The 13517-nt window shown below is 69.0% G+C and carries 8 protein-coding genes and 2 pseudogenes; 5 read left to right on the forward strand and 5 right to left on the reverse strand.

Annotated elements, in window-relative coordinates; genetic code table 11:
* Nucleotides 1-306, reverse strand: coding sequence for an ATP-dependent Clp protease adapter ClpS (clpS, locus tag A5712_RS17680; protein WP_068107591.1), 306 nt, complete (start codon nt 304-306; stop codon nt 1-3).
* On the opposite strand from clpS, the gene A5712_RS17685 reads away from it, so the two are divergent.
* Complete coding sequence (locus A5712_RS17685) at nt 305-1660, forward strand: nicotinate phosphoribosyltransferase (RefSeq protein ID WP_369830403.1); 1356 nt, start codon at nt 305-307, stop codon at nt 1658-1660. The genes clpS and A5712_RS17685 overlap by 2 nt on opposite strands.
* A 10-nt stretch (nt 1661-1670) precedes the next feature.
* On the forward strand, nt 1671-3674 hold the full coding sequence (locus A5712_RS17690) for an ATP-dependent DNA helicase (protein ID WP_068107595.1): 2004 nt from the start codon (nt 1671-1673) through the stop codon (nt 3672-3674).
* Here the strand turns inward: A5712_RS17690 and glgP are convergent.
* On the reverse strand, nt 3658-6273 hold the full coding sequence (gene glgP / locus A5712_RS17695; RefSeq protein ID WP_068107596.1) for an alpha-glucan family phosphorylase: 2616 nt from the start codon (nt 6271-6273) through the stop codon (nt 3658-3660). The genes A5712_RS17690 and glgP overlap by 17 nt on opposite strands.
* A gap of 216 nt (nt 6274-6489) precedes the next feature.
* On the opposite strand from glgP, the gene A5712_RS17700 reads away from it, so the two are divergent.
* Both A5712_RS17700 and glgB read left to right on the forward strand, forming a co-directional pair.
* Nucleotides 6490-8589, forward strand: coding sequence for an alpha-1,4-glucan--maltose-1-phosphate maltosyltransferase (locus A5712_RS17700; RefSeq protein ID WP_068107599.1), 2100 nt, complete (start codon nt 6490-6492; stop codon nt 8587-8589).
* A 6-nt stretch (nt 8590-8595) separates the two neighbouring features.
* On the forward strand, nt 8596-10791 hold the full coding sequence (gene glgB / locus A5712_RS17705) for a 1,4-alpha-glucan branching protein GlgB (protein WP_068107601.1): 2196 nt from the start codon (nt 8596-8598) through the stop codon (nt 10789-10791).
* A 28-nt stretch (nt 10792-10819) separates the two neighbouring features.
* On the opposite strand, the gene A5712_RS17710 is transcribed toward glgB, so the two are convergent.
* Both A5712_RS17710 and A5712_RS17715 read right to left on the reverse strand, forming a co-directional pair.
* Nucleotides 10820-11722, reverse strand: a complete 903-nt coding sequence (locus tag A5712_RS17710; RefSeq protein ID WP_068107603.1) for a tetratricopeptide repeat protein — start codon at nt 11720-11722, stop codon at nt 10820-10822.
* Nucleotides 11723-11854: 132 nt separating this feature from the next.
* Nucleotides 11855-13036 (reverse strand): acetyl-CoA C-acetyltransferase, encoded by a 1182-nt coding sequence (locus tag A5712_RS17715; protein ID WP_068107606.1) that lies wholly within the window; start codon nt 13034-13036, stop codon nt 11855-11857.
* 78 nt (nt 13037-13114) lie between these two features.
* Between A5712_RS17715 and A5712_RS30315 the strand changes: the two are divergent.
* Nucleotides 13115-13327 (forward strand): annotated as a pseudogene (locus tag A5712_RS30315) (VOC family protein); the annotation flags it as partial.
* 51 nt (nt 13328-13378) lie between these two features.
* Here A5712_RS30315 and A5712_RS32030 read toward each other — a convergent pair.
* Nucleotides 13379-13474: pseudogene (locus tag A5712_RS32030) on the reverse strand (methylmalonyl-CoA epimerase); the annotation flags it as partial.
* Nucleotides 13475-13517: the final 43 nt, after the last annotated feature.

A 13517-nucleotide genomic window follows, 5' to 3' on the forward strand; every position in this document is an offset into this window, starting at 1 on the left:
TCACCGGTCCTGCTGCAGCGTCGCCCACAAACCCGCGGCGTGCAGCTTGGACACGTCGACTTCCATGGATTCCCGGCTGCCCGCCGACACCACCGCCTTGCCCTCGTTGTGCACCTGCAGCATCAGCTTGGTGGCGTGCGGCTCGCTGTAGCCGAACAACTTCTGGAAGACGTACGTCACATAGGTCATCAGGTTGACCGGGTCATCCCACACGACGGTGACCCACGGGCTGGCCGTGACGTCCACCGGAGCCGCCTCGCGTTGCCCGGTAGTGCCCGGTTTCGTGGGCGCTGACGCAACAACCATGGCCCCTACGATACCGAGACACACCCCCGTCGCCGCCAGCCGTTACCGTTGCGGAATGAACCAGCCGGTCCTCGCCGGGCTACTGACCGACAAGTACGAGTTGACCATGCTGGCGGCGGCGCTGCGCGACGGCACCGCCAACCGCCGGACCACGTTCGAACTGTTCGCCCGCCGGCTCCCCGACGGGCGCCGCTACGGCGTGGTCGCCGGGACCGGCCGGCTCCTGGAAGCGTTGCCGCAGTTCAGGTTCGACGACGACGCCTGCGAATTGCTGGCCCGCTTCCTCGACCCGGACACCGTGGCTTACCTGCGCGATTTCCGGTTCGGCGGCGATATCGACGGCTACGCCGAAGGCGAGCTGTACTTCCCCGGATCGCCGGTGCTTTCGGTGCACGGCAGCTTCGCCGAATGCGTCGTTCTCGAGACGTTGGCGCTGTCGATCTTCAACCACGACACGGCGATCGCCTCGGCGGCGGCGCGCATGGTCAGCGCCGCCGGGGATCGCCCGCTGGTCGAGATGGGGTCGCGCCGAACCCACGAGCAGGCGGCGGTCGCCGCGGCCCGCGCCGCCTACATCGCCGGCTTCGCCGCGTCGTCCAACCTGGAGGCGCAGCGCCGGTACGGCATTCCCGCCGAAGGCACCTCCGCGCACGCGTTCACCATGCTGCACACGCATCGAGACGGCCCGGACGAGGTCGCGGCTTTTCGGGCCCAGGTCGACGCGCTGGGCGCCGGCACCACGCTGCTGGTAGACACCTACGACGTGACGACCGGCGTGGCCAACGCGGTGGCGGCCGCCGGCACCGGGCTCGGCGCCGTCCGCATCGACTCCGGTGAGCTCGGCGTGCTCGCCCGGCAGGTGCGCGACCAGCTCGACGGGCTGGGAGCCAGCCTAACCCGCATCGTGGTGTCCGGCGATCTCGACGAGTTCAGCATCGCCGCGCTGCGCGCCGAGCCGGTCGACAGTTACGGCGTCGGCACGTCGCTGGTCACCGGCTCGGGCGCGCCGACCGCGAGCATGGTCTACAAGCTGGTCGAGGTGGACGGCATGCCCGTGCAAAAGCGAAGCAGCCACAAGGAATCCCACGGCGGCCGCAAAGAGGCGCTGCGCCTGGCGCGCCCGACCGGCACGATCACCGAGGAGGTGGTCTATCCGGCGGGCCGCCCCCCGGAGACCACCGAGCCGTGTCGGGCGGTGACGACGCCGCTGGTCCGCGGCGGCGAAGCGGTGTTCGACGCGGACCTGGCGGCGGCGCGGGAGCTGGTGGCCTCGGGCCTGCGCAGCCTGCCGTGGGAGGGGTTGAACCTCTCGCACGGCGAGCCAGCGATCCCGACGACCCAGGTCCGGGCCTGAGAGCGAGGCCATGACCACGTCCGACCTGTCCGTGTCCGGGTTGCTCGCCGTCGCCGTGGCCGCGCTCGGCGGCAGCGAGCGCCCCGGGCAGGTCGAGATGGCCGGCGCGGTCGAGCGGGCCTTCGAGACCGGCGAGCATCTCGTCGTGCAGGCCGGCACCGGCACCGGCAAGTCGCTGGCCTACCTGGTTCCCGCGATCGTCCGCGCGGTCACCGACGAGGCGCCGGTCGTCGTGTCGACGGCGACGATCGCGCTGCAGCGTCAGCTCGTCGACCGCGACCTGCCCCGGCTGGCCGACTCGCTCGCCGATGCGCTGCCGCGCCGGCCCCGCTTCGCGCTGCTGAAGGGCCGACGAAACTATCTGTGCCTGAACAAGATCCATAACGGCGCGGTGGCCGGCGAGTCGGACGACGAGCGACCCCAGGACGAGCTCTTCGATCCCGTGGCGGTCAGCGCGCTTGGCCGCGACGTGCAACGCCTCACCGCCTGGGCGTCGACGACGGGTTCGGGTGACCGCGACGACCTCAAGCCCGGCGTGCCGGACCGATCCTGGTCGCAGGTCAGCGTCTCGGCGCGGGAATGCCTGGGCGTGGCGCGCTGCCCGTTCGGCGCCGAGTGCTTCTCCGAGCGGGCACGCGCGGAGGCCGGCCGGGCCGATGTCGTCGTCACCAATCACGCGCTGCTGGCCATCGACGCCGTCGCGGAATCGGCGGTGCTGCCGGAGCATGCGCTGCTGGTGGTCGATGAGGCGCACGAGCTCGTCGACCGGGTGACGTCGGTGGCCACCGCCGAGCTGACGTCAGCCGCCCTCGGCGTGGCCGCGCGGCGAATCACCCGGCTGGTGGAACCCGAACTGGTGCAACGACTCGAAGCGACGACCGCCAACTTCGCCGCGGCCATCCACGACGGCACGCCGGGCCGCATCGACCGCCTCGACGACGAGATGGCGACCTACCTGACCGCGCTGCGCGACGTCGCCACCGCGGCGCGCTCGGCGATCGACACCACGAGCGACAGCAGGGCCGCGTCGGCGCGCGCCGAAGCCGTTGCGGCGCTGAGCGAAATCTCCGACACCACCTCGCGGATCCTCACGTCGTTCACCCCGCCGATCCCGGATCGCACCGACGTGGTCTGGCTCGAACACGAGGACAATCGGGGTTCGGTGCGACCCGTGTTGCGGGTGGCGCCGCTGTCGGTCGCCGGCTTGCTGCGCAACGAGGTGTTCTCGCGTTCGACGACGGTGTTGACGTCGGCGACGCTGGCCATCGGCGGGTCATTCGACGCGATGGCCGCCTCCTGGGGCCTGGCCGGCGGGGAGGGCGACGCCCCCTGGCGCGGCCTGGATGTCGGGTCGCCGTTCGACCACGCCAAGGCCGGAATCCTGTACGTGGCCGCCCATCTGCCGCCGCCGGGGCGGGACGGCACCGGGTCGGCGGAGCAGCTGAACGAGATCGCCGAGCTGATCACCGCCGCAGGCGGGCGCACCCTGGGCCTGTTCTCGTCGATGCGGGCCGCCCGGGCCGCCGCGGAGGCCATGCGCGGGCGGTTGTCGACGCCGGTGTTGTGCCAGGGCGACGACAGCACCTCGGCGCTGGTCGAGCAGTTCAGCGCCGACGAGGAGACCTCCCTGTTCGGCACGCTGTCGCTATGGCAGGGCGTCGACGTGCCGGGGCCGTCGCTGTCGCTGGTACTGATCGACCGCATCCCGTTCCCGCGGCCCGACGACCCGCTGCTGGGCGCGCGGCAGCGCGCGGTGGCCGCGCGCGGCGGCAACGGCTTCATGGCCGTCGCCGCCAACCATGCCGCGCTGCTGCTGGCCCAGGGCTCGGGCCGGCTGCTGCGCCGCGTCACCGACCGCGGCGTCGTCGCGGTCCTCGACTCACGGATGGTGACCGCCGGCTACGCCGGCTACCTGCGCGCGTCGCTGCCGCCGTTCTGGCAGACCACCAATGCGGCGCAGGTCCGCGCCGCGCTGGAGCGGCTGCGCGCACCCGCGGCTAGCGGGCCAGGGTGACCAGACCGAGCTCGTTGCTGGCCGCGAGCATGGGGTTGTTGGGCAGCACCCGCACCGTGTATCCGACCGCTCCGGCGAGCGGCAGCGGCGTGGTCGTCGAGAAGACCTGGTTGCCGCCCTCGGCGGTGCCGGCGTAGGACATCTCGACAGTGACGGGGTCCAGCAGCGCGTCGCCGGTGTCCACCCTGCCCACCAGCGCCTGGACCGTCACCTCGTCGGGCGCCAGCCCGTCCAGCTGCACGGTCGCGGTCAGCGTCAGCTTGGAGCCGAGCACCGGGGTGTCCGGCAGGCCGGTGCTGTCGACGTCGGTGATGGTGATCTTGGGCCATGCCTCGTGGGCGCGCCGGCGATAGACGGCCAGCTCGCGGGCCGCGTCGAATTCCGCGCCGCCGTCTTCGGCCGCCGTGGTTCTGCGCAGCGATTCGGCCGCCGGCGTGTAGTACTGCTCGACGTAGTCGCGAACCATGCGGGACGCCAACACCTTCGGGCCGAGGGTCTGCAGGGTGTGGCGCACCATTTCGATCCACCGCGGCGGGACCCCGTGTTCGTTGCGCTCGTAGAACTTCGGCGCGACCGACTGCTCTAGCAGGTTGTACAGCGCGGTGGATTCCAGGTCGTCGCGACGGGACTCGTCGGCCACGCCGTCGGCGGTCGGTATCTCCCAACCGTTTTCGCCGTCGTACCACTCGTCCCACCAGCCGTCGCGGATGGACAGGTTCAGCCCGCCGTTAAGCGCACTCTTCATGCCCGAAGTGCCGCAAGCCTCCAGGGGGCGCAACGGGTTGTTCAGCCAGACGTCGCAACCCCAATACAGCAGCCGGGCCATCGACATGTCGTAGTCGGGCAGAAACGCGATGCGGTGTCGCACCTCCGGCCGGTCGGCGAAGCGCACCACCTGCTGGATCAGCGCCTTGCCGCCGTCGTCGGCCGGGTGCGACTTGCCGGCAACGATCAGCTGGATCGGCCTGTCCTTGTCGAGCAGCAGTTGTTCGAGCCGATCCGGATCGCGCAGCATCAGCGTCAGCCGCTTGTAGGTCGGCACCCGCCGGGCGAACCCGACGGTGAGCACGTCGGGGTCGAAAGCCTTTGCGATCCAACCCAGTTCGGCGTCCGGGGCGCCGCGCTCCTGCCACGAGCGGCGTAACCGCCGCCGGACATCCTCGACCAGCAGCGACCGCAGTTGCGAGCGGATCCACCACAGGTGGCCGGCGTCGACCTCCTGGACCCGCAGCCACACGCCCGGATCGCCGAACGAATCCGACCCGGCCAGCTCGCGGCCCAGCTGCAACCATTGCGGCGCCGCCCAGGTGCGGGCGTGAACGCCGTTGGTGATCGAGCCGATCGGCACCTCGGCCGAATCGAATCCCGGCCACAGCTCGTTGAACATCGCACGGCTGACCCGCCCGTGCAGCAACGAGACGCCGTTGGCCCGTTGCGCCAGCCGCAGTCCCATGTGGGCCATGTTGAACTTGGTGGGATCGTCCTCGGCGCCGAGCTCGAGGATGCGGGCCGTCGGCACGCCCGGCAGCAGGGTGGGCGCGCCCTTGGCCTTCCCGTCGTCGCCCAGGCCGTCGTCGAAGTACAGCCGCACCATGTCGATCGGGAACCGGTCGATGCCGGCGGGTACCGGCGTGTGGGTGGTGAACACGGTGGCCGACCGCACGACGGTCAGCGCGGTGTCGAAGTCCAGTCCGGAATCGGTGATCAGCTCGCGGATGCGTTCGGTCCCGAGGAAGCCGGCGTGCCCCTCGTTCATGTGCCACACCTCGGGGGCGGGCAGCCCCTCGATCGCGGTGAACGCCCGGATCGCCCGCACCCCGCCGATGCCGGCCAGGATCTCCTGGCGCATCCGATGTTCCTGGTCGCCGCCGTAGAGCCGGTCGGTGACGCCGCGCAGTTCGTGCTCGTTCTCGGGGACGTCGGAGTCCAGCAGCAGCAGCGGAACCCTTCCCACCTGCGCGACCCAGACCCGCGCCCGCAGCTGCGCAGAGTCGGGCAGCGTCAGCTCCACCAGCACCGGATTGCGCGCGGAGTCGGTGAGCAGCCGCAGCGGCAGCCCCTGCGGGTCCAGCGCCGGATAGGTCTCGTGCTGCCAGCCGTCCGCGGTCAGCGACTGCCGGAAGTATCCGGAGCGGTAGTAGAGGCCCACCGCGATCAACGGGACGCCCAGATCGGACGCGGACTTCAGGTGGTCTCCGGCGAGGATGCCCAGGCCGCCCGAATAGTTGGGTAGCACCTCGGCGACGCCGAACTCCATCGAGAAGTACGCGATCGCGGCCGGCATCGCGGCACCCGCGTGCTGGCGCTGCTGATACCAGAGCGGACGGCTCAGGTAATCGTTCAGGTCGGCGGAAAGCGCGTCGAGCCGGCCCAGGAACCCGTCGTCGAGCGCCAACTCGTCCAGTCGCGCCGGGCTCACCGCGCCAAGCAGCGCCACCGGATCGCAGCCGCAGCGCGCCCACAGCTCCGTGTCGATGGTCGCGAACAGGTCTTGGGTGGGCTTGTCCCACGACCACCGCAGGTTGGTCGAAAGCTGATCCAGCGCGGCGAGACGCTCGGGCAAATGAGCACGGACGGTAAAGCGGCGAAGGGCTTTCACACGTCATTACCTTACTGAGGATTTCGCCGCTCGCAGGTCCAGCGAGTGCTCGTTCGTATTCGCCGGTGTGTGATCGCCCACTAGGCTGGGTATCGGTTAGTGACGGGGCCGCAACGATGCGGTTCCGTTAGATGAAGTCCCACGGCAGGAAGTTTCTGAGAGGCGAGGCGTTCCGCGGCGAAGCACAGCGCGGTCTCGCCACACAATCGAAACGGAGTGGTTGTGCCCGGTCGTGTCGAGATCGACAACGTCCAGCCCGTCGTATCCTGCGGCGCATACCCCGCCAAGGCGGTGGTCGGTGAGATGGTCCCGGTCAGCGCCGCGGTCTTCAGAGAAGGCCACGAGGCGGTCGCGGCGACCCTGGTCGTGCGCTATCACGGCCAGCGCTATCCGCAGGTAACCGAAACGCGCCGAATCAAGGCCGTTCAGGCCCCCGAACGGACCGCACCGGCGGTCGACGGCAAGGCCGCCGAGCAGCGCGTCAAGCCGCTGCTGCTCCCGATGACCGAGGGCGAGGAACCCTACGTTTTCCACGGGGTGTTCACCCCCGACCGGGTCGGGCTGTGGACCTTCCGCGTCGACGGGTGGGGGGACCCCATTCACTCGTGGCGGCACGGGCTGGTCGCGAAGCTCGACGCCGGACAGGGCGCGACCGAGCTGTCCAACGACCTACTGGTGGGAGCCGCGCTGTTCGAGCGTGCCGCGACCGGTGTGCCGCGGGCGCAGCGCGACCCGCTACTCGCGGCGGCCAAGGCGCTGCGGGCGCCCGGGGACCCGGTCACCCGCACCGCGCTGGCGCTGGCCCCCGAAATCGAGGATCTTCTGGCGGAGTATCCATTGCGCGACCTGGTCACCCGCGGCGAGCAGTTCGGGGTGTGGGTGGACCGTCCGCTGGCCCGCTTCGGCGCGTGGTACGAGATGTTCCCGCGCTCGACGGGCGGCTGGGACAAGAACGGCAAGCCCGTGCACGGCACCTTCGCCACCGCTGCCGCCCAGCTCCCGCGGATCGCGGACATGGGCTTCGACGTCGTCTACCTCCCGCCGATCCATCCGATCGGCAAGGTACATCGCAAGGGCCGCAACAACTCCCCGACGGCCGCGCCCGGCGACGTGGGATCCCCGTGGGCGATCGGCAGCGACGAGGGCGGCCACGACGCGATACACCCGGACCTGGGCACGATCGACGACTTCGACGACTTCGTCTCCGCCGCACGCGATCTGGGCATGGAGGTGGCGCTGGACCTGGCGTTGCAGTGCGCGCCCGACCATCCGTGGGCCCGCGAACACCGGCAGTGGTTCACCGAACTGCCCGACGGAACGATCGCCTACGCGGAGAACCCGCCGAAGAAGTACCAGGACATCTATCCGATCAACTTCGACAACGACCCGGCGGGTCTCTACGACGAAGTGCTGCGGGTGGTCCGGCACTGGATTGACCACGGCATCAAGTTCTTTCGGGTCGACAATCCGCACACCAAGCCGCCCGACTTCTGGGCCTGGCTGATCGGTCAGGTCAAGGACGCCGACCCCGACGTGCTCTTCCTCTCGGAGGCCTTCACGCCGCCGGTTCGGCAATACGGGCTGGCCAAGCTCGGCTTCACGCAGTCTTACAGCTACTTCACCTGGCGCACGTCCAAATGGGAGCTCACCGAATTCGGCAACGACATCGCCGCCCTCGCCGACTTTCGCCGGCCGAACCTGTTCGTCAACACCCCCGACATCCTGCATGCGACGCTGCAGCACAACGGCCCGGGCATGTTCGCCATCCGCGCAGTGCTGGCGGCGACCATGGGACCCGCCTGGGGCGTGTACTCCGGTTACGAGCTGTTCGAACACCGCGCGGTGCGCGAGGGCAGCGAGGAGTATTTGGACTCCGAGAAGTACGAATTGCGTCCCCGCGACTTCGCGGGTGCGCTGGCCGAAGGCCGATCACTCGAACCCTTCATCAAGCGGCTCAACATGATTCGACGGCTGCACCCGGCGCTTCAGCAGCTGCGCACGATCCATTTCCATGGCGTGGACAACGACGCGGTGCTTGCGTACAGCAAGTTCGACCCGGCCACCGGCGACTGCGTGCTGGTGGTGGTGACGCTCAACGCGTTCGGGCCCGAGGAAGCGACGCTGTGGTTGGACATGGCCGCATTGGGTATGGAACCTTATGAGCGTTTTTGGGTGCGTGACGAGATCAGCGGTCAGGAATTTCAATGGGGGCAATCCAATTACATTCGCCTCGATCCCGGGCAGGCGGTCGCACACATCATCAACATGCCGCTCATACCTTACGAATCGCGAATCACGCTGCTGCGTAGGAGGTGACGGGCTGTGAGCCGAACCGACGAACTGGCCGGACTGAATCTGGCCCCCGATCCGGCCGACTTGGCGCGCCTGGTGGCCGGCGCGCACTACAACCCGCACGGCATCCTCGGTGCCCATGAGTACGGCGATCACACGGTGATCCGCGCGTTTCGCCCGCACGCGCGGGAAGTCGTCGCGCTGGTCGGCGAGGACCGGTTCCCGCTGCAGCACGTCGAAGCCGGCCTGTTCGCGGTCGCCCTGCCGTTCACCAACCTGATCGACTACCGGCTCGAGGTGACCTACGAGGGGTCCGACCCGTACGTCGTCGCCGACGCCTACCGCTTCCTACCCACCCTGGGCGAGGTCGACCTGCATCTGTTCAACGAGGGCCGCCACGAGCGGCTGTGGGAAGTCCTCGGCGCCCACCCCCGCTCGTTCACGACGGCCGATGGCGTCGTGACCGGGGTCTCGTTCGCCGTGTGGGCGCCGAACGCCAAGGGCGTCAACTTGATCGGGGAGTTCAACGGCTGGACCGGCAACGACGCGCCGATGCGGGTGCTCGGCTCCTCCGGGGTGTGGGAGTTGTTCTGGCCCGGCTTTCCGGTGGAGGGCCTGTACAAGTTCCGGGTGCACGGCGCCGACGGGGTCGTGACCGAGCGGGCCGACCCCATGGCATTCGCCACCGAGGTCCCGCCGCACACCGCGTCCCGCGTCACGCGCAGCACCTACACGTGGGAGGACGCGGACTGGATGGCGCGGCGCGCGCAGCGCAATCCGGTTTTCGAGCCGATGAGCACTTATGAGGTGCACCTCGGTTCGTGGCGTCCGGGGCTGAGCTACCGCCAGCTCGCCCGTGAGTTGACGGATTACGTTGTGGAGCACGGGTTCACACATGTGGAGCTGCTGCCCGTCGCCGAACACCCGTTCGCGGGGTCGTGGGGATACCAGGTCACCTCGTACTACGCCCCGACCTCTCGATTCGGCACGCCCGACGACTTCCGGGGGCTGGTCGACGCCCTGCACCGGGCCGGCATCGGCGTGATCGTGGACTGGGTGCCGGCGCACTTCCCGAAGGACGCGTGGGCGTTGGGGCGATTCGACGGCACCCCGCTCTACGAGCACGCCGACCCCAAGCGCGGCGAGCAACTCGACTGGGGCACTTACGTCTTCGACTTCGGCCGCGCCGAGGTGCGCAACTTCCTGGTCGCCAACGCGCTCTACTGGCTCGAGGAGTTCCACGTGGACGGCCTGCGGGTGGACGCAGTCGCATCGATGCTGTACCTGGACTACTCGCGCCCCGAGGGCGGCTGGACCCCCAACATCTATGGCGGGCGGGAAAACCTGGAGGCCGTGCAGTTCCTGCAGGAGATGAACGCCACCGCGCACAAGGCCGCGCCCGGCATCGTCACCGTCGCCGAGGAGTCGACCTCGTGGCCGGGCGTCACGCGGCCGACCAACCTTGGCGGCCTTGGCTTTTCGATGAAGTGGAACATGGGCTGGATGCACGACACGCTCGACTACATCGGCCGCGATCCGATCTACCGCAGCTATCACCATCACGAGATGACGTTCTCGATGCTGTACGCGTTCAGCGAGAACTACGTGCTGCCGATCAGTCACGACGAAGTGGTGCACGGCAAGGGGACCCTGTGGGGTCGCATGCCGGGCAACAACCACGTCAAGGCCGCGGGGCTGCGTAGCCTGCTCGCCTACCAGTGGGCGCACCCGGGCAAGCAATTGTTGTTCATGGGCCAGGAATTCGCTCAGCGCGCCGAGTGGTCGGAGCAGAACGGCTTGGATTGGTGGCAACTCGATGAGCAGGGCTTCTCCAACGGGGTCTTGCGCTTCGTGCGCGACATCAACGAGATTTATCGCAGTCGCCCGGCCCTGTGGAGTCAGGACACCGTTCCTGAGGGCTATTCCTGGATCGACGCCAACGACTCGGCCAACAACGTGCTGAGTTTCCTGCGCTACGGCAAAGACGGCTCGGTAATGGCGTGCGTCTTCAATTTCGCCGGTTCGGAGCACAGCGGCTACCGCCTAGGGCTGCCGTACGCCGGCCGCTGGCGCGAGGTGCTCAACACCGACGCGACCATCTACAACGGCTCGGGAATCGGCAACATGGGCGGCGTCGACGCCACCGAAGACCCATGGCATGGCCGCCCCGCCTCGGCGGTGATGGTGCTGCCTCCCACGTCCGCGCTGTGGCTCGAACCCGAATAGGGACCGGCAGCGGCGCGAGCAGGGAAACTCAGTACAGCGCGTTGGCGAGGTTGCGCCGACCGGCGACGACTTCCGGGTCGGCGGGGTCGAACAGTTCGAACAACTCGATCAGGCGGGTGCGCACCCGGGTGCGTTCGTCGCCGGATGTGCTGCGGACCAAGGCAATCAAGCGCTCGAACGCCGCGCCGACATCCTGGTTGAGGATCTCCACGTCGGCGGCCGCGAAAGCGGCGTCGATGTCGCCGGGAGCGGCGGCGGCCACCGCGACCGCGTCGGGGCGCTGCGCCGTTGCGCGCGTGAGGAAGTCGATCTGGCGGATCGCGCCCTTGGCTTCGGCGCTCGCCGGGTTGGCGTCCAGGATCGCCTGATACGACTCCTTGGCGCCGGCGAAGTCGCCGTCCTCGAGCTGCTGGCGGGCGTGGGCCAACTCCGGGTCCACTTCGGCCTGCTCGGAACCGCTTGGGCCCCTTAGTTTCCCGGCCGTCGCCTGCAACAGCGAGTCCACCCAGCGTCGCAGCTGGTCGGGCGGTTGCACACCCTGGAAACTGGACAGCGGCTGCCCGGCGGCCAATGCGACCACCGTCGGAACCGCGTCGACGCCGAATATCTGGGCCACCCTGGGGGCCACGTCGACGTTGACCGTCGCCAGCGACCACTTGCCGTCGTCCTCGGCCGCGAGGCCGGCCAGCGTCTCGACGAGCTGGACACACGCGTCACTGCGCGGCGACCACAACGCGACCACCACCGGGACTTCGTCGGACCGGAGCAGCACTTCCTGCTCGAAGTTGGCCTCGGTGACCTCGGTTGCCCCCGGGGCCGCCGGCCCGGCCGCGTCGGGCGACGAAGCGCTCTGCTGGGCTCGCTGCTTGAGACCGGAAAGATCGACCGCACCGGCAAGTGCGGGCCCGATAGAGGGTCGCGGACGCGTCACGCCGTCAAGTTTGTCACGGCGCGGCGGTCACGGGTCCACCCGGGTGCCGACGGCAAACACCTGATATGGCACAAATCACACCAGTTTTGACGCGCTTGCCCGCAGCAAAGTTACCGGCCAGTTCGGAACCGGTCAGCCCGCCCGCAGGATCAGCGCGTCGCCCTGACCGCCCGCCCCGCACAGGGCCGCAACGCCATAGCCGGAGCCGCGGCGGGCCAACTCCAGGGCCACATGCAGCGTGATCCTGGCGCCCGACATCCCGATCGGGTGCCCGACCGCGATCGCACCGCCGTTGACGTTGACGAGCTCGGGGTCGACGCCCAGTTCGCGGGTCGAGGCCAGGGCCACCGCAGCGAACGCCTCGTTGATCTCGACGACGTCGAGCTGGTCGACCGAAATCCCCTCGCGGCCGAGCGCTTTCTTGATCGCGTTGGCGGGCTGGGACTGCAGCGTCGAATCCGGTCCGGCCACGACGCCGTGCGCGCCGATCTCGGCCAGCCACGAAAGCCCCAGCTCCTGCGCTTTTGCCTTGTTCATCACCACGACCGCGGCCGCGCCGTCGGAGATCTGCGAAGCCGAGCCGGCCGTGATGGTGCCATCGCGGCGAAACGCCGGCTTGAGCCCGGCCAGGGACTCCGCGGTGGTGTTGGCCCGGATGCCCTCGTCCTCGGTGAATTGCAGCGGATCACCCTTGCGCTGCGGGATATTCACCGGCACGACTTCATCGGTGAAGACGCCGTCCTTCCAGGCCGCGGCCGCCTTTTGGTGCGAGCGCGCGGCGTACTCGTCCTGCTCGGCACGGCTGAACTTGTCGAGGTCGTTGCGCTGCTCGGTGAGCGCGCCCATGGGCTGGTCGGTGAACACGTCGTGCAGGCCGTCGTAGGCCATGTGGTCCAGGACCGTGACGTCGCCGTACTTGTAGCCCGCCCGGCTGTCCATCAGCAAATGCGGCGCCTTGGTCATCGACTCCTGGCCGCCGGCCACCACGACGTCGAACTCCCCGGCGCGAATGAGCTGGTCGGCGAGCGCGATGGCGTCGATGCCGGACAGGCACATCTTGTTGATCGTCAGCGCCGGAACGTCCCAGCCGATGCCCGCCGCGACCGCCGCCTGCCGGGCCGGCATCTGTCCGGCCCCCGCCGTCAGCACCTGGCCCATGATCACGTACTCGACCGCACTCGCCGGCAACTTCGCCTTTTCCAGGGCCCCCGCGATCGCGATGGCGCCCAGGTCGCTGGCCGAGAAATCCTTCAGCGATCCCATCAACTTGCCGATGGGCGTCCGCGCCCCAGCAACTATCACCGACGTCGTCACGAGTTCCTCCTGAGCCTGCACCAACGACCTCTTCCGCTACCTGGAGAAGCGGAATCTTTGCTGCCACGTTACCGTGGTGTGATGACGACCGACCAAGTTGATGCACGTCACCTCCTGGCAACCTCCTTGGTGACCGGCCTGGACCACGTCGGCATTGCGGTCGCCGACCTCGACGCCGCGATCACCTGGTATCACGACCACCTCGGCATGATCCTCGTGCATGAGGAAGTCAACGATGACCAGGGCATCCGCGAGGCGATGCTGGCCGTCCCCGGCACCACCGCGCAGCTGCTCGCAGATGGTGTCCAGATCGCTGACCCGAACGGCCATCTGTTGGATGCCCGGGCCGCGCTTCTCCATGAACTTCGCGATCGTCGACGAGTCGTCGAGCGGGGCCATCAACTGCAGCTGCGCGGTGGTGCCGGGGACGGCCAGCATCGCCTCGCGGATGCCCTGGTCATCGTTGACTTCCTCATGCACG

The organism is Mycobacterium sp. E2327 (assembly GCF_001672675.1).
Lineage (GTDB): Bacteria > Actinomycetota > Actinomycetes > Mycobacteriales > Mycobacteriaceae > Mycobacterium.